Consider the following 14,918-nt stretch of genomic DNA (forward strand, 5'->3'; position numbering starts at 1 on the left):
GGGGGGGGGGGGGGGGGGGGCCCCCCCTCGGCGCCGCTGCCGCCCGCGCCGAACTGCCGGATCTCCACGGTGCCGCTGCCGCCGCCGATCTCGCCGGTCTGCGCCGAATAGGAAACCTTGTTCGTAATCGACTGGCCCGCAAGCTCCGGGTCCACGTCGGTGGTCAGTACAAGGCGGTAAGCGTCATAATTGCCGCTTTCGTTTTTCGGCAGTTCAAAGGCAAAGGTGTTTTCCGCTTCGTCGTAGCGCCACTGCGACCGAAGCGCCTGCGCCAGCTCCGTTTGCTCCGCGACGAACGCCTTTCCGTTCCACCGCAGCCGCTTGATCGACACGGCGTAATCGCCATTCTCCCACCGGAGGGACAGGCCGGTTTCCAGCTTATCGATTACCGCCGGCTTTTCATAGCCGTTGGCCTTGCCGTCCTTATTCACGTCGATCGTCCAGTCGACCGCGAGAAGCGCGCCGCCGTCCGCGTCGGTCTGCTGCTTGCCGGATTTGGTGACGGACCGTTTGTCAATCGTATACTCTTGATAGTCCTTGGCAAACAGATCGTGCCCGTCTTCCTTGCCGTTTATCGCGGCAATGTTTCTAAGCGTTAATTTACCGTTTAGCTTTTGCGGGTCAACGCGCGTTTTAACATAAAGGATGTACCGCTCGCCGTTTCGCATGAGGTCGCCGAAATGGAACGTTACTTGATTTCCGTTGACCGACGGCGACAGATCGGCCTGTACGGCCTTGACTCTTTGGAGCGTATCCGAAGTGCTCAGCTTGCCGGTATAGAGCTTATACTCCTCCGCATAGCTGAGCGCCGCGGGCAGCGTATCGGTTACGGTCGCTTCATCCAGATGGCGGCCGTCCATATTGAGATGGATCATCCACCAAAGGGTGTTGTCTTGCGGATTATACGCCGCGGACTCTCCCACGGGCGCGCCCATGGTCTTGTTGATTTCCTGACTTACCACGTCTTTGGATACCTGATCCGTGGCCTCCACCCCGTTTGCGTACAGCGTTGCACGGTTCGTTACATTCTTTACCGTATTGCTGGTATACCAAACGTTTTGCAGCCCAAAGAACGTTTTGCCCACGCCCTCGGTCTCGAACGAGAAATGGTAGGTCTCGCCCTTCATTTCCTGTACGTAGATCGTCAGCAGTTCCGTTTCCGCGTCGTAGAAATAGGCTGGTTTCATAGGGTAAGAAGTCTTGTCGGTCGGCGGCGCATCCAGCTTTTCGACCGCTACGGGCGATCCGCCGTCCTTCCACCACTTGAGGGTCTCCGGCCTGAATTCGCTCTTTTCTTTTGCGTTGGCTGATTTGAGCGCTTGCTTTAAATTGTCCTCGATCCGAATGCCGCCGGTCAGATTTTGCTTGTTGTTGTTCACATCGATCGTCCACTTGAAGCGGCGGGTCGAGCGGTCATAGCTTACGTTTTTATCGATCGCAGCCTGCACAAAACCCACGTTATTGGAAGCCGCGCCCGGCTCGGTCACATGATGTCCGCCGTCGCCGTCGCCAACGCCCGGGATGTCATAGGTCAGATAGGCCGTGTTTTTCGTCGAGAAACCCGAACCGGCATCCTGCAGCACCTTGGTCGTAAACTGGAACGTATAACTGCCCGCCGACAAGCTTTCTCCCTTTTGAGAAAGGATGATCAGTTGGCGGGGATGTTCGCCGGTCGTGGAAATCTCGTCGCGAAGCGCCTGCGGCAGTTCTTCCTTTGCCGCCCATTCCGCTTTGTTCCCCGCATCGATCTTGAATATCTCTGTCTGAAATGCGGTGTTGATCTGCGCCTTCTCGTCTATCTGCACATCCGCGGGCAGCAGGTCGTAAATTTTTAGATTTTTCACCGAAAACGGGATACTATTGATTTTGATCGTCCAAGTGATTGTGTTGGACGCCGCGCCGTTGTATGTGCCGGCTTTGGTCAAAAACTTCGTTTTAAACGTTTTTTCCGCCGTTGCAGGCGCCGGTTCGGAAAACTGATTGGTTTCCGAACTTTTAACGGACGCCGTATTGGTGATATCCCATTGGCTCGCGCCATCCGCAAAAAAGCCCGATTTCAGCTGCGTTTTGATCTGTGCGGTGGCCGCCTTGTTTTTGGGCCAGACCTGCTCATCGTCCGCAAACGTAAAGGTCAGCTTATTGCCTTCGATCCGCACAGCGCTATTGTCGTTCAGCGCGATCTCCGCATCGTTCACACGCAGGCCAGTAAACTCCGCTTCAGCCGTCGACAGCTCGTCGGTCAACGTCGCGCCAGCGAGGGACGCGCCGTTTTGCGGCGTCAGAACGATTTCCCAGGTGATCGTGCGCGTTGCCGCATCATAAGTCTTTACTTTTTTGCTGATCGTGCAAAGCGGCTGCTTTTGTACTACATTGTCCCAATCCAGCTCGATCGTCGTATCGCCCAGATGGATGGAATCCGGCTTTTCGCCCTGTCCGGCGTCGTCTTTCATCGAGCAGCTCATCCAGAAGTAGAAGGACAGCGAACGCTTATTTTCAACAAACTCGCTGTTGAACGCGATCGTCGCGGTCGAATTTGCGGTATCGACCGTGATCGTGCCGAGCGCAGTCCCATCCTTCAGTTTCAGCGGCGCGGCACCGTTATTGTTCGCGCCGTCCAGACCGTTCAGCTCGAATATTTTGCCAAAGTCCGTCAGGTCGACGGTTATGCGCTTTCCCGCAATGTCGTTTAAGGTTACAAAGGGATCGAGCACGCAGTCATAGCGAATACCGAATACCTTTTGGGGATCGATCTTACCGGTGAGCGCGTTATCCGGTTGCTCATCCGGCCGTACATTTTCGCCGTACAGGCGCACCGTCTGGCTGGCATGACTGCCGTTTACGGTAAAGGTGTATCCGCTCACGCCGCCCGGCTGAATGACCCAACCGGAAGCAAGCGGTACGCCGTCTTCCCCTGCCACGCCCTCGTCCGTTCCGTTTGTCATCACGGCGCGCGGCCCGATCACACGAGTGCGCGGGGTGAAAAACGCCACCGCGGGCGATGGCTCTCCTTCGGGTGCGGGCGCTGTTTCCGGCGCGAGCTCGGGCGTGGGTTCCGGCGTGGGTTCCGGCGTGGGTTCCGGGGTCGGTTCGGGCGCGGGTTCTGGGGCTGGAACGGACTCCGGTGCAGGCGTGGATTCCGGTTGCGGTTCCACGGGCGCGGGCGCCGCGTCGCTTTTCTGCGGCGCTTCCGGCTCTACCGTCATATCGGGATCGATAGCGGCGGACGGATCAGCGGGCTGTGCAGGCTGCGCATCGATCGACGGTTCATCCGGAACTGTGGGTTCATCCGGGTTTGCCGGATCGCTTGGAGCTTGCGGTCCGTCCGGCGTTTCGCCCTGCTCCTGATCGGCCCGCTCTTCCGCGGGTGCCTTAAGCTCGTTCGAGATATTCTGTACGGGCGCTTCCCCTTCCGTATACACCACGGTATCAGAGGGCGGCATCCCGTTCACGGTATCAATAACAGCTGGTTTTCCCCCCAGATTCTCCGCAATGAGCAGGAACTGATACGAGGGCGCGGCGGTCACATCGCCGCCCACCAGCCGCCTATAGGCGGTGTAGAACTGCACGCCGTTTTGTGGCGCGCTGTGATCCACGAGGGTATAGCCGTCAAGCGCCGCTTGCGCATCAGACGGTGCTTCGGCAGCGTCCAACCCTTGAAAGATATTAAGCGCGGCTTCGGTATGCACCAAGACCGCCGAACCATCATACGTCACAATTTCGCCGCCCGCAGCGCCGGCGACAGGAATGCCGGTGCCCGAGATCAGCGTCGCCGCCGCTAGGGCCAGCGCGCCGAAACGGCGAATGAAATACTTGGTACGCATAAGAAAGAACTCCCTTTCCAAAAAGGCCGGATACACCGGTGAAAAATTTTAATTGACAGCGCCCCCATTCCCGGGTACGCTAAAATTGTGAAGGTGATTAAATGACTAAAAGAAGATGGGGAAAGTGGATATTACTGTTAGGCCTATCCCTCGCCGCGGCCGGTTTGCTATATGAAGGCATGCACTACCCTTGGGGGGCGCTGCTTGGGCGGCAAGCCGTGCCGGACGATCCCGCGCCGGTTTCCGATACATGGGTGGAAACCAGCGCCCCGGAACAGCCGCTGGCTGTTCTGCCCGGTGAAGAAGCGGAAAACGAGCCCGCAGCCGATGCCGAGCCGATGCAGGCGGGCATTATCAAGATACCGCGCCTGCAAGCGGCGGACAATATCGTCGAAGGGGTGGACCAGCCCGCGCTCCGCCTTGGCGTGGGGCATATGGGCGGCACGGCGCTGCCCGGGCAAACGGGCAACTGCGTGTTGGCCGGGCACCGGCCGCGCGACCTGCTGCGCCATTTGGATCTGGTCGAAACCGGCGACACCATTTTGTTGTCCGATCAGGAAAATCGCTATACCTACGAGGTGTTCCGCACCATGACGGTAGAGCCGACCGAATTTTGGATCACCGAACCGGTGGAGGGCCGCGACGCGGTCATAACGCTGTTTACCTGCACGCCTTACATGGTATCCACGCACCGTCTCGTTGTTCAGGCCGAACTGACGGAAACCGCGCCGCTTTCGTAGGCGGGCCTCAGCTTCCCGCAAGCTCCTGCCGCTCGGCCTGTGCCTGCATGGCGGAATCGATCAGGAACAAAAGCTCCAACGCGCTGCGGAAGCAGCGGGTCTTCTTCTCTTCCATCCACACCGCTTCGCCCTGCCAAGTGGCGTTTTGCCGGAAGTGCACGCGCACGATTACCGTGGCGATCCGTCCCGGGGTGTGCGATACCTCGCGCCACTCCCCCGCCCGCACCTGATCGGTCGGGCCAAAAGAACGGTACGTATCAAACCGCTCGGCGGCTGTTTCACGATCCAGCGTGCCGTCCAGCTCGCGCAGTAGGGGCAGCAGCGCGCTAAAACGGAATGTTTTCTGGCTCACGCCGCTGTATAGCCTTCCGGCGGGCTCCCCATTGTTATATTCATCGATACAGAGGAAGAACTGTCGGTTTTGGTAGGGCATCGCGTTAGGCATTGCCAACATGACGCATCCGCTCCTTTCATACTGCTCTTAGGTTATAGGAACAGTATAGCGCGGCCCGGTTATATCCCGGTTACATTCTTGCGCGCCATGCAAAGATTTTTGCCATTTCCCAAACAGTTTGTGTGCATTTTTCATATAAATAACCATTCCAACTTATCTAAACGGACAAAAAAGCGTTACCGCTTTATAAGCGGTAACGCTTTTTATTTTTTCTTATCCCGCCTGCCCGTTTTCCTCGTGCGAGGGGCGCAGGGGGCGCAGCTTGCAGGAAACGCTGACCGGAATACGCGGGTTATCGCGCCGGAACAGCTTCTGAATGCGCTCTAGCACCATACTGCCGGTTTCATATGTAACCGTAGAAAGCAGCACCACATACTGCGCCTGACTATACCGCGCGATCACATCGCTGCGGCGCAGACTTTGGCAGGCGGCGGCAAGCAGCCGGTCCATCGCTTTGGTCAGCACATCGGGCGTAGGGGTCTCGCATTTTGCGCCGGTCACCGTGAGCAGGCCCAGAAAAATGCGGCCGCCGTACCGCGCGAGGCACCGTTCCTCGATGCGGAAAATATCCTGAAAGATGCCGTATTCACATACGTACGCGCCGGATGAAGAGGAATCCTTCTCCTCCAAAACGCCGCGCACATTGTCAATATCAAGGTCCATCGATTGCTCTGCTTCGGCAATGCGGCGGTAAAGAGCGCGCAACTCGTCGGAAACCTGCACGCCAAGCTCGGAATAATATAGCTCGGTCACGTGCTGATATTGGGTGAGCGCGTCCTGCGAGCGGCCCGCGTCGGTCAGCGCGAGGATGAGCGCATAGTTCAGTTCCTCATCCAGCTCGTCAAACCGCAGCGCCTTGCGGCAAAGCGTGATGACCTGCTCCGGTTCGTCCTGCCGCTGGTAATAGTCGCATAGCTCGCTGATGACCTTGCGGTAGCATTCATGCAGATAGGCCGCGGGCGTAGCCATCCAAAGCTCGGAACCATCCAAAAAGCGGCCGCTGTACAGATCGCTGAGGCGCAGCAGCAGCTCGGTGCGCTTCTTCTGCGTCAAGGTGCTGTCGCTCAGACGGCGGCAAGCCTCCTCGAACTCGACCGCGTCGATCTGCGCTTCCAGCGCAGGGTTCCACTGGTAGCTGCCCTGCTGCACGAGGAAAAACGGGATGTCGCCGTCCGCGCCGCCTTCGACCAGCGCCGCGCGCAGCCGGTGGATCAGCGTTTTCAGCGCGCCGCGCGGGTTGGCGCTGCGCTCCTCCGGCCAAAAGGTATCATACAGCTCGCTGTGGGAAACCGGCCGGTCCGCGTGCAGCAGCAAGTACTGCAATACGCCGCGCAATTTCTTTGCATGACGCAGAGGCTCGCTGACCACCTTGCCATCGATTGAAACAGTGAATTCACCGAACATTCGCACGGTTATGTGCGGCATATAACTCTCCTGCACTTGCAACGCCTTCCTTCCGTTTTATGAGCAGCTTTTACTCCACAGCGGCTGGATAAAAGAAAGAATTCAACATTTCTCTAAGCGCCGCTGCCTGCATAATCAGTTAAATCCGGATGTGAACATTATCTAATGGCGATTATTATACCACAATAGGTTACAAAAGGGAAGGCTAACTTGCATCCGACACGCCCGTGCAATGATGAACAACCAGTCGTTTTTACTGGTTTTGTAGCGATTTTAGGCGTTTTGTCATTTGTTCGCGGTCTATACTGCAATGCAGCGCGTTTTCCGCAGTGATCACGCCCGCGCGGAACAGGCGCAGCAGATCGCCGTCCATCGTGCGCATTCCCTCCGCCGCGGAGGATTGCAGCACCGCGCCAAGCTGATGCTGCTTCGCATCGCGGATCAAATTGGACACGGCTGGATTGACGCGCATGATCTCAAAGGCGGGTTCGACCCGGTGGTCGCCCTGCACCAGCTGCTGGCTGACGACGGCGCGCAGCACCATGGAAAGCTGCATGCGCACCTGCGCCTGCTGGGCGGGCGGAAAAGCGTCCACGATGCGGTCGATCGCGTTGGCCGCGCCGGTGGTATGCAGGGTGGATATGACCAGATGGCCGGTCTCCGCCGCGGTCATCGCGGTGCGGATGGTCTCATAATCGCGCATCTCGCCCAGCAAAATGACGTCCGGCGCTTGCCGCAGCGCGGCGCGCAGCGCGGGCACATACCCTTCCGTGTCGACGCCGATCTCGCGCTGGGAGACAATGGACTTTTTGTGATGGTGCAGGTACTCGATCGGGTCCTCCAGCGTGACGATATGCCCCTCGCGGGTGCTATTGATACGGTCAATCAGGCAGGCCAGCGTGGTCGTTTTGCCGCTGCCCGCCGGACCGGTGACCAGCATCAGCCCGTGGGCCAGATCCGCCAGCGCCATCACTTCATCCGGGATGTGCAGCGTGCCGGGGTCGGGCAGATCGAAGGTGATGATGCGCACGACCGCCGCGAGCGAGCCGCGCTGGCGGTACACATTCGCGCGGAACCGGGACATGCCGGGCACGGAAAAAGCAAAATCATCCTCGCCGGTTTGTTCCAGCCGCGCCATCGGGCGGTTTTGCGCCATGTTGTAAATCTCCGCCACGATCGCGGCGGTATCCGCGGGCATTAGGCGCGTTTCCGTATGGCGGCAGAGCACGCCGTCCAGCTTATACGCGGGCGGCATGCCGGCGACGAAGAACGCATCCGACGCATGCTTTTCCACTACATTTTTAAAAAATTCGGTCAAATCCATGGTTATTCACTCACAATCCTTCGCTATTGGTAAACAGGCAGGGTCGTATCGGTATCGGCGGGATCATCCGGCACAATATGGCCGGAAAGAACGGTATACGCCGTCTCGCCGTTTGGTTCGGCTTGCAGGCGTATACGGAGCACATAGCTCCCCTGCGCGCCCGCTTGAAACCGCGCGGAAAACTCGCTGCCGTCAAAAGACGCGTCCGCGGCCCCCTGTTCCTCGGCGGCGGCCACGGCAAGCGCTCCGCAGCTTGCGGGCGCCTGCGCCGCGGCGCCGTCCAGCGCCGCCAGCACGGTCTCGGCTTTTCCGGCGGCTTCGTAGTATGCTTGCGCGGTATCGGCGGTGCGGCCCGCAAGCGTTCGCGCCGTCTGCGCCCGCGAAAGGGCCAGCATGGAAAACAGCGCGAACAGCAATATCAGCAGCACGGTCAACACGGTTGGCCCGCCGAATACCGAAGCGGACGCCCGCTCCTTCTTGCTCATTGGCCCGCCCCCCTTACAAACCGTTTGGTCGTGAGCTGATAAACGGAGCCGCCATCGGTCAGTCGATCGACCGCGATCGATGCCGTTGCAACGCGGTCTTGCGACTGCTTCGTATGCATCGTCAGCCGAAAGGCGGCGTTTGTTTCCACGGCGGGCTTCCACTCTTCATCAAAGAATATGGTCAGCACGTCTCCGGAGGCAGCCGCGCCAAGCAGCCGCGCCGCGCCGGCGGCGTCGCCGTTTGCGGCGGCAAAGCTTTCTGCCGCGTTTTCAGCGGCCAGCATCGCGCCGCCCAGCTCGTCGCTCTGCCGTGTCAGCGCCTGCGCGCGCGCGAGCAGCGTCAGGCAAACGGCGGCGCAGATGCAAAAAAACACCAGATCGATCGTCAATTCAAACAGGAACAAGCGCGATCGGGGCAATCGTTTCATGCCGCCGCCCCCTCTCCCAGCCGGGGCGCGAGCAGCACCTCGCCGCTGCGCCCGTCCTGACCGGTCAATACGGCGCGGACCAGTCCGCTCTCTTGCTCCCGCGACAGATGCAGCGACTTTGCCGGCAGAAGCGCCGCGCCGTCCGCCGGGGTGAGCGTCACATCCACGGGTGTGAATAATTCGCACAGCGAATCGTTATAGCAGTACAGCCGGGTCACATAGGTCTCGCCCGCCAGTTCCGCGTCAAAGGCGATCGCCTCCGTGCCGTCCGCAAAGCGCTCGATCCGCAGGCCGTCCGCCTGCCGGGCCCGGCCCGCCAAATATTGCAGCGGCGTTGCCAGCGCGTACTGGCGCTGCACGCCGCCCTCGGCTTCACGCCAAACACGCACGCCGAGCGCGAGCGACGCGGCCCCCGCGAGCAGGAACAGCATCAGCAGCAGTAGGGTAAACAGCGAATCCGCCGAATGTCGTTTGCTCATTTCGTCGCCTCCTCCGCCGGGACGACGGTGATATCCGGCGTCAGGTTTGCGCCGTCAAGCTGGTAAAACACATGAAATTTCTTGGGGTTATACGATACGCCGTACGCTTTCGTCAAATAATCGAGATCGGGCGGGTACCGCCCTTCGGCCGCGTAGCAGGTCGCGGCGGCGCGGCACAGCAGCGCGGTCAACTCGCCGGCGTCCGGCCCGGTATAGCGGGAGGCGCTGCGCGCGCCAAAAGCCAGCGCTGCGGGCAGCAGCAAAAAAAGCAGCAGCCATAGCGCCAAGCGGCGTTTTCCTTTTTTCATCCGCTCCACCGCCCCTTTAGCCAAACGCGGCGACCGAGCCGAGCAGCGGCAGCATGACCGAAAGCAGCACCAGACCCGCCGCGATCGCCAGCAGCGCGACAATCGCGGGTTCGATACGCGCGATTTGTTCGTCGACATGCGCGGCGGACTGCGCGCTCATGCGCTGGGCCACCTCATTCATCATCCGCTCGGCGCGGCCCGCGCGTTCGCCCACGCGGATCATACGCAGATAAACATTTGAAAATAGGCCGGTCTTTGTGAGCGCGTCGCTCAGCCCCGCGCCCTGCTCCAATGCGTCCGCCGCTTCGGCGGCACCTTTCGCGTTCGCCAGTTCGCCCGCGCGGGAAAGGGTTTCGGCAAGCGGCAAGCCGCTGTGCAGCATCAACGCCATGGCGGAGGCGAACCGGCCCGCCGCAGCCTGCTTATACAAACGGGTGCGGCGGACAAGACCCAGCTTACCCGTACGCAAATCGTACCAGCAAACAAGCGCGGCAAACACCGCGAACGCCAGCAGCGCGCCCGCCGCCGCGGCCAGCCACTTGCCCGCGCCGAGCAATACGGCCGCCGCCGGGGACAGCGTCAGCCCGATCGAGGCAAACGCATCCGAAAACACCGGCATGACGAAAGCCAGCAGCACGCCAAGCAGCACGAGCATCGCGCCGCCCATCAGCAGCGGGAATGCGACCGCGCTGCGAATGCTGTCCCGCAGGGCCGCTTCGCGGTCATAATAAGCGGCCAGCGCGCCTAAAACGCTTTCCTGCGTGCCCGAGCGCTCGCCCACCCTTATCATACCGATCATATAGGGCGGAAAATAACCGTCCGCGTCGAGCGCGTCGGACAGGGTTTCGCCCATTTCCAGTTGTTCCGCCGCCGCTTTGTAGCGCGCGCGCTCCTCCGGCGTGGCGGCGTCCTCCGCTAAAAGCCGCATGCATTCATCCGGCGCAACGCCCGCGCCGACCAGCTCCTGCAAAGCGGTGCACAGGGCGGCTATCGCTTCCGGCGGCGCCGCGCTGTTTTTCTGTCGCATCTCCAAAGAGCCCCTCTCCTTACCATTCTCACTGGTTCCAGTATATCATACGTATAACAAAAAAGCGACCGCGTTTGCGGCCGCTTTTTCAGTCGTTCTTTTCCAAAATGGCATGTCAGCCGTCCGTAACGATCAGTAGCAGTATTTCTCCGTATAGTTTGCCGGGTTGTTGATATACTCCATGATCTGCTGGCTGGACTTGCCGGTGGAGGCAAAGGTGGGGTCCATCAGCTTCCAGTTCGTTCCGTCAAACGAAATGACATTATTAATCCAGCCCACTTCGCTGATATGGGTGGAGATCCACGCATGGTATTCACCCCGGCTGGTATAACCGACGATCAGCTTGGTCGGGATGCCCTGCGAACGCAGCATCGAGGTCATGACCGCCGCGTAATCGAAGCAAATCCCCTTTTTCGAGGCAAGCACCGCATCCACATCGGGCAGATAGGTCGAAGGCGCGTTCTTCGCCAGATCGTAATCGTAGCTGATGTTCTGCACGGTATAGTTATAGATCGCCGTGACCTTGTCAAGCTCGTTTCCGGCGGATGCCGAAAGCTGTTCCGCGACAGAAACGACATTGCTCGAATCGTTAAAATCAACATACTGGTTGGGATAGAGGAAGGGGAGCAGGTCGTCCGACAGCGAAACGCTGATAGACTGGCCGAATTCCTGCGCGTAACGGGTGCCTTCGACATTGCGGAACACGTTCACCTGATAGGCGCCGCTGCCCTGTGAAAGCGGAAAAACATCGTACTGTCCGTTTGCATCGAGGTTATAGGTATAGGTCGTGCCGCCGGAGCGGGTGATCTGCACCTTGATGCGCGCGCTTTCGCCCGTGGCATACTGCACCATCACATAGCCCTGATCGGTATGGGAAGCGTCGATCGTCACTTTGTCGTTGCCATAGGTGACCGCGCCGGAGGCTTCGGGTGTCAGTACGCCGTTCAGCACCGGATTGGTGGCGGCGAGCGGCGCGCCTTCGTCCGGCAGGTCGACCAGCTCGTTCAGGTCTACTTGCTGCATGGTCTGTTCATCCGCCGCGACCCCGGCCGTATCCTTCGCGCCGCAAGCCGTGAGCGAAAGCGCAAGCAGAGCGGCCGTACCCAACGCCGCAAAGCGGGTTTTTATCGTATACATATTGTAAGTACCTCCTTCCGGCAAGGTAAACTTTTCTTTTTATATCTATACCTATTATATCTCTTTCGCCGCGCATTGCAAGTTACATTTTTATATTTTGGCGTTTTTGTCTATTTTGCACGTAACGTCAGTCCCAGAGCGCCTCTCTTGTCTGATTTGCCCGAAGTGTGATATAATAGCCGCAAAGCGCCAATTATCTTTGATTAAATTAATTATACCACCAGCGGCGCATAAGCGTGTTTTGACACTTCAAAAATGCCTGCCGCTGTGGTATAAACGAACCAATGCAGGGGGCTATTTATGCGAAACGAATTTTCCCGCGCCGAGCTGCTGCTCGGCGCGGAGGGATTGAAAAAGCTTACGGGCGCGCATGTCGCGGTGTTCGGTATCGGGGGCGTGGGCTCCTTTGCGGCCGAAGCGGTCGCCCGCGCGGGCGTGGGCGAGATTACGCTGATCGATAGCGACGAGGTATCTCTCACTAACCGCAACCGGCAGTTGATCGCGCTTTGCTCCACCACGGGCCGCCCCAAGGTTGAAGTGATGCGCGAGCGCATTTTGGATATCAATCCGAACGCCGCCGTACATGCGCTGAACATTTTCTTTACGCCCGAAAGCGCGCTAGACCTTTCGCAGTTCGATTATGTGATCGACGCGATCGACACGGTTTCCGCCAAACTGCACTTGATCGTCGCGTGCGACCGGCTGGGCGTGCCGCTTATCTGTTCCATGGGCACGGGCAATAAGCTCGACCCAACGCGCTTCGAGGTCGCGGATATTTACAGGACCTCGGTGTGCCCGCTCGCGCGCGTCATCCGGCAGGAATGTAAGAAACGCCGCGTCAAGCGCCTCAAGGTAGTCTATTCCACCGAGCAGCCGCGCACGCCCCTGCCCTCGGATGAGCAAAAGGGTACCGCCGGTCGGCCGGTGCCGGGCAGCGTGTCGTTCGTACCCCCGGTCGCGGGCATGATCCTTGCCGGGGAAGCCATCCGAGATATAACCGGAATCCGCTGAGGAGAAACGCATGATAACATATCGGGAACAAAAGGATTTTACAGATGCGCAGCTTGAAGCGCTGTTTCTATCCGTCGGCTGGTATTCCGGGAAGTTCCCCGAAAAGCTCCGGCAGGCATTTTCCCATTCCAGCCGCGTGCTTTCCGCTTGGGACGGCGACCGCTTGGTGGGCCTGATCCGCGGACTAGACGACGGCGTTTGGCAGGCCACTATCGACTGCCTACTGGTGCATCCCGCCTATCAGGGGCGGCACATCGCCTCCACGCTGCTCCGGCGGCTGCTTGCAATTTACGAGAGCTTCCTTTATATCGACGTTGTACCGGATGAAAAACGAAACGTCGGCTTTTATCAAAAGCATGGCTTTCACATCATGGAGGAAGGCACGCCCTTGCAGCTTCGCGGTAAGGGGTGGGAATAGTCGGAAATGCTCCGCGCACAAATATGCGTGGAGCATTTTCTTTTACTTTGTGATTTGCTCGCAGTCCATGCGGCTGAGCAGCTTGCCCTCTCCGTCATACATCATCTGACGCGTCAGGTATCCATTTTGATCATACGCATACTCGGTATGTTCATGCCGTTTCCCATCGATAAAGGTCGTTTCGGAAAGCGGTTTCCCCTGCGTGTTATATGTGCGCTCCACGCGGTAGTCCATCTCCTGCTTCCCGTCCCGGTAGCTGACCGAACGGATCAGCTGATCGTGCTCATCATATGTGCGTTCCACCGTTGTTTCCACATTTCCCTCGCCGTCTTCTACACAGATAGCGCCGCCCATATCGTCGTAATAATAGCGGCTGCGGCTTTCTTCCGTTCCATCCGCCGCGTATTGCACGACATCGCCGCTCTTTTGTCCCGCTCTGCCATAATCATAGGTGAACGTGGTTTTCACTGTAAAATCTGCAATGCGCGCTTCTCTGCTCAGTTCCCGTCCATCCGCGCCATAGGTATAATGCAGTTCGTTCGATATTTCGCCCCCTAAGCGCGTAACGCTGGAAAGGGGTTTGCCTTCCGCATTATAGGTATGATCCGTCACAAGCACCGGTTCTGCCTTATCCGGATCATACGTCATTTCGCGGATCACGCGCTCGTCCTTATCATAGCAATAAATGAGCACGGTGTGCCACGTGTGGGGTTTCAGGTCATCGGTTCCCTTATCATTCAATTCCACATACACTTCAAGCGTTTGTTTTTCATACCGTTCCGCGCGCGGCAGCAGCGAGCGCACCTGCACAGGCAACGCGTCCGCATGCACGCGGTTCGGCCCGCTCCCCGCCGTATACCACGCGGTAAACCCGGCGACCAGCGCCGCCAAAAGGACGCCCGCGAATAGCCGTTTCTTCATATTGCCGCCCCCTATTGTGTGATCTGCTCACATTCCAAAGTACTCGTTATATTGCCTGCTGCGTCGTACCAGATTTGCCGTTCTAAACGACCATCCCAATCATATTCACTTTCCGTGCGGGTTTTAAGCGCGCCGTTTTCATATGTCGCCTCTGTCAGCGGATGTCCCGCCTCGTCGTACGTGCGCTCGGTGCGTGTGGTGACCGGATCGCGGTCCGGTAATTGCACCACGCTTTGCTCAATGTAGCCATATTCATCATAAACGTATTCGCCTGTCAAGCGGAACTGTCCGGAAACCTCTTCTTTCCGGATAATTTGATCTTTTTCATCACACACAAATGTGCCGTGACCGTCCTCTCGCCCCTGCTTGTCCCTGCTTAACCATTTTCCGGTCTTCCTGCCTGCCTCATCATAGAAATACGTTGTTTTCATCACGGAGCCAAGCACGTGCTGCTCCTCGCTGACAGCGCGCCCATCCGCTCCGTAAACGATGCGCGTTTCGTTTACGATATCGCTGCCATCCTTTGCTGCAAGCTGATTATGAGAAATCAGCGCGGTCCGCCGTCCGGCGTCATCATACTGGTATTCTATGTAGCTTTCCGGCATTTCCCCATCCGGACTATACATGACGACACGAATCAGCCGATCGGCCGCGTCATAGCAGTTGACTGAGGTCGTTACAAAATCGTTCATCCTCTGCTTTTCGCCTTCCGCGCCGCCAATAACGCCGGCCAGCTGATAGGATCGCACCGTTTGCTTTTCGTACCGCGCCGCTTCCGGCAAAAGAGCCAAAACAGTTGCCGGCAGAGAATCCGCTCGCACCCGCTTTGGGACACACAGCGTATACCACGCGGTAAACCCGGCGACCAGCGCCGCCAGCAGAACGCCCGCGAATAGTCGTTTCTTCATCTGCTACCGCCCCTTTTTCTTTTATTATCCACCCTGCATCTTTTGAATGCAAC

14 protein-coding genes and 1 pseudogene are annotated in these 14,918 nt (G+C 58.6%); 3 read left to right on the top strand and 12 right to left on the bottom strand.

The window, feature by feature from the left end; genetic code table 11:
- Nucleotides 1-3,821 (bottom strand): annotated as a pseudogene (locus NE562_RS15410) (hypothetical protein); the annotation flags it as partial.
- Nucleotides 3,822-3,922: 101 nt separating this feature from the next.
- Here NE562_RS15410 and NE562_RS15415 point away from each other — a divergent pair.
- Nucleotides 3,923-4,561, top strand: a complete 639-nt coding sequence (locus NE562_RS15415; protein ID WP_280963309.1) for a sortase — start codon at nt 3,923-3,925, stop codon at nt 4,559-4,561.
- A gap of 7 nt (nt 4,562-4,568) precedes the next feature.
- Here NE562_RS15415 and NE562_RS15420 read toward each other — a convergent pair whose 3' ends face one another.
- The 9 genes from NE562_RS15420 to NE562_RS15460 form a co-directional block, all read right to left on the bottom strand.
- Nucleotides 4,569-5,006 (bottom strand): hypothetical protein, encoded by a 438-nt coding sequence (locus NE562_RS15420; RefSeq protein WP_280963310.1) that lies wholly within the window; start codon nt 5,004-5,006, stop codon nt 4,569-4,571.
- A 222-nt stretch (nt 5,007-5,228) separates the two neighbouring features.
- Nucleotides 5,229-6,440, bottom strand: coding sequence for a BTAD domain-containing putative transcriptional regulator (locus NE562_RS15425; protein WP_280963311.1), 1,212 nt, complete (start codon nt 6,438-6,440; stop codon nt 5,229-5,231).
- A gap of 232 nt (nt 6,441-6,672) precedes the next feature.
- Entirely contained in the window at nt 6,673-7,743 is a 1,071-nt protein-coding gene (locus NE562_RS15430; protein ID WP_280963312.1) for a type IV pilus twitching motility protein PilT, read from the bottom strand.
- Nucleotides 7,744-7,766: 23 nt separating this feature from the next.
- Nucleotides 7,767-8,228, bottom strand: a complete 462-nt coding sequence (locus NE562_RS15435; protein WP_280963313.1) for a hypothetical protein — start codon at nt 8,226-8,228, stop codon at nt 7,767-7,769.
- Nucleotides 8,225-8,656, bottom strand: a complete 432-nt coding sequence (locus tag NE562_RS15440) for a hypothetical protein (protein ID WP_280963314.1) — start codon at nt 8,654-8,656, stop codon at nt 8,225-8,227. Before NE562_RS15440 ends, NE562_RS15435 begins: the two co-directional genes overlap by 4 nt.
- Complete coding sequence (locus tag NE562_RS15445; RefSeq protein ID WP_280963315.1) at nt 8,653-9,135, bottom strand: DUF4860 domain-containing protein; 483 nt, start codon at nt 9,133-9,135, stop codon at nt 8,653-8,655. Before NE562_RS15445 ends, NE562_RS15440 begins: the two co-directional genes overlap by 4 nt.
- Nucleotides 9,132-9,443 carry a hypothetical protein gene (locus NE562_RS15450; RefSeq protein WP_280963316.1) on the bottom strand — a complete coding sequence of 104 codons (312 nt, stop codon included), beginning with the start codon at nt 9,441-9,443 and terminating at the stop codon, nt 9,132-9,134. The genes NE562_RS15445 and NE562_RS15450 overlap by 4 nt, the downstream gene beginning before the upstream one ends.
- A 16-nt stretch (nt 9,444-9,459) precedes the next feature.
- Nucleotides 9,460-10,470 carry a type II secretion system F family protein gene (locus tag NE562_RS15455; RefSeq protein ID WP_280963330.1) on the bottom strand — a complete coding sequence of 337 codons (1,011 nt, stop codon included), beginning with the start codon at nt 10,468-10,470 and terminating at the stop codon, nt 9,460-9,462.
- 132 nt (nt 10,471-10,602) lie between these two features.
- Nucleotides 10,603-11,607, bottom strand: a complete 1,005-nt coding sequence (locus NE562_RS15460) for a transglutaminase-like domain-containing protein (RefSeq protein ID WP_280963317.1) — start codon at nt 11,605-11,607, stop codon at nt 10,603-10,605.
- A gap of 300 nt (nt 11,608-11,907) precedes the next feature.
- Here NE562_RS15460 and NE562_RS15465 point away from each other — a divergent pair, with 300 nt between their 5' ends.
- Nucleotides 11,908-12,618 (top strand): tRNA threonylcarbamoyladenosine dehydratase, encoded by a 711-nt coding sequence (locus tag NE562_RS15465; protein ID WP_280963318.1) that lies wholly within the window; start codon nt 11,908-11,910, stop codon nt 12,616-12,618.
- A gap of 10 nt (nt 12,619-12,628) precedes the next feature.
- Nucleotides 12,629-13,036, top strand: coding sequence for a GNAT family N-acetyltransferase (locus NE562_RS15470; protein ID WP_280963319.1), 408 nt, complete (start codon nt 12,629-12,631; stop codon nt 13,034-13,036).
- A gap of 42 nt (nt 13,037-13,078) precedes the next feature.
- Here the strand turns inward: NE562_RS15470 and NE562_RS15475 are convergent, their stop codons facing one another.
- Nucleotides 13,079-13,957 (bottom strand): hypothetical protein, encoded by an 879-nt coding sequence (locus tag NE562_RS15475; RefSeq protein ID WP_280963320.1) that lies wholly within the window; start codon nt 13,955-13,957, stop codon nt 13,079-13,081.
- A gap of 11 nt (nt 13,958-13,968) precedes the next feature.
- The gene (locus tag NE562_RS15480) at nt 13,969-14,865 is read right to left on the bottom strand and encodes a hypothetical protein (RefSeq protein WP_280963321.1); all 897 of its coding nucleotides are present in this window, start codon (nt 14,863-14,865) and stop codon (nt 13,969-13,971) included.
- Nucleotides 14,866-14,918: the final 53 nt, after the last annotated feature.

It is taken from the genome of Butyricicoccus faecihominis (assembly GCF_024462775.1).
In the GTDB taxonomy this organism is placed as follows: domain Bacteria; phylum Bacillota; class Clostridia; order Oscillospirales; family Butyricicoccaceae; genus Agathobaculum; species Agathobaculum faecihominis_A.

What these genes read in the sequence shown, in the direction of transcription:
- NE562_RS15460 (WP_280963317.1), bottom strand. Translation starts at nt 11,607, where the DNA reads ATGTATACGATAAAAACCCGCTTTGCGGCGTTGGGTACGGCCGCTCTG.
- NE562_RS15445 (WP_280963315.1), bottom strand. Translation starts at nt 9,135, where the DNA reads ATGAGCAAACGACATTCGGCGGATTCGCTGTTTACCCTACTGCTGCTG.
- NE562_RS15415 (WP_280963309.1), top strand. Translation starts at nt 3,923, where the DNA reads ATGACTAAAAGAAGATGGGGAAAGTGGATATTACTGTTAGGCCTATCC.
- NE562_RS15480 (WP_280963321.1), bottom strand. Translation starts at nt 14,865, where the DNA reads ATGAAGAAACGACTATTCGCGGGCGTTCTGCTGGCGGCGCTGGTCGCC.
- NE562_RS15465 (WP_280963318.1), top strand. Translation starts at nt 11,908, where the DNA reads ATGCGAAACGAATTTTCCCGCGCCGAGCTGCTGCTCGGCGCGGAGGGA.
- NE562_RS15435 (WP_280963313.1), bottom strand. Translation starts at nt 8,228, where the DNA reads ATGAGCAAGAAGGAGCGGGCGTCCGCTTCGGTATTCGGCGGGCCAACC.
- NE562_RS15470 (WP_280963319.1), top strand. Translation starts at nt 12,629, where the DNA reads ATGATAACATATCGGGAACAAAAGGATTTTACAGATGCGCAGCTTGAA.
- NE562_RS15450 (WP_280963316.1), bottom strand. Translation starts at nt 9,443, where the DNA reads ATGAAAAAAGGAAAACGCCGCTTGGCGCTATGGCTGCTGCTTTTTTTG.
- NE562_RS15455 (WP_280963330.1), bottom strand. Translation starts at nt 10,470, where the DNA reads ATGCGACAGAAAAACAGCGCGGCGCCGCCGGAAGCGATAGCCGCCCTG.
- NE562_RS15430 (WP_280963312.1), bottom strand. Translation starts at nt 7,743, where the DNA reads ATGGATTTGACCGAATTTTTTAAAAATGTAGTGGAAAAGCATGCGTCG.
- NE562_RS15420 (WP_280963310.1), bottom strand. Translation starts at nt 5,006, where the DNA reads ATGCCTAACGCGATGCCCTACCAAAACCGACAGTTCTTCCTCTGTATC.
- NE562_RS15440 (WP_280963314.1), bottom strand. Translation starts at nt 8,656, where the DNA reads ATGAAACGATTGCCCCGATCGCGCTTGTTCCTGTTTGAATTGACGATC.
- NE562_RS15475 (WP_280963320.1), bottom strand. Translation starts at nt 13,957, where the DNA reads ATGAAGAAACGGCTATTCGCGGGCGTCCTTTTGGCGGCGCTGGTCGCC.
- NE562_RS15425 (WP_280963311.1), bottom strand. Translation starts at nt 6,440, where the DNA reads ATGCCGCACATAACCGTGCGAATGTTCGGTGAATTCACTGTTTCAATC.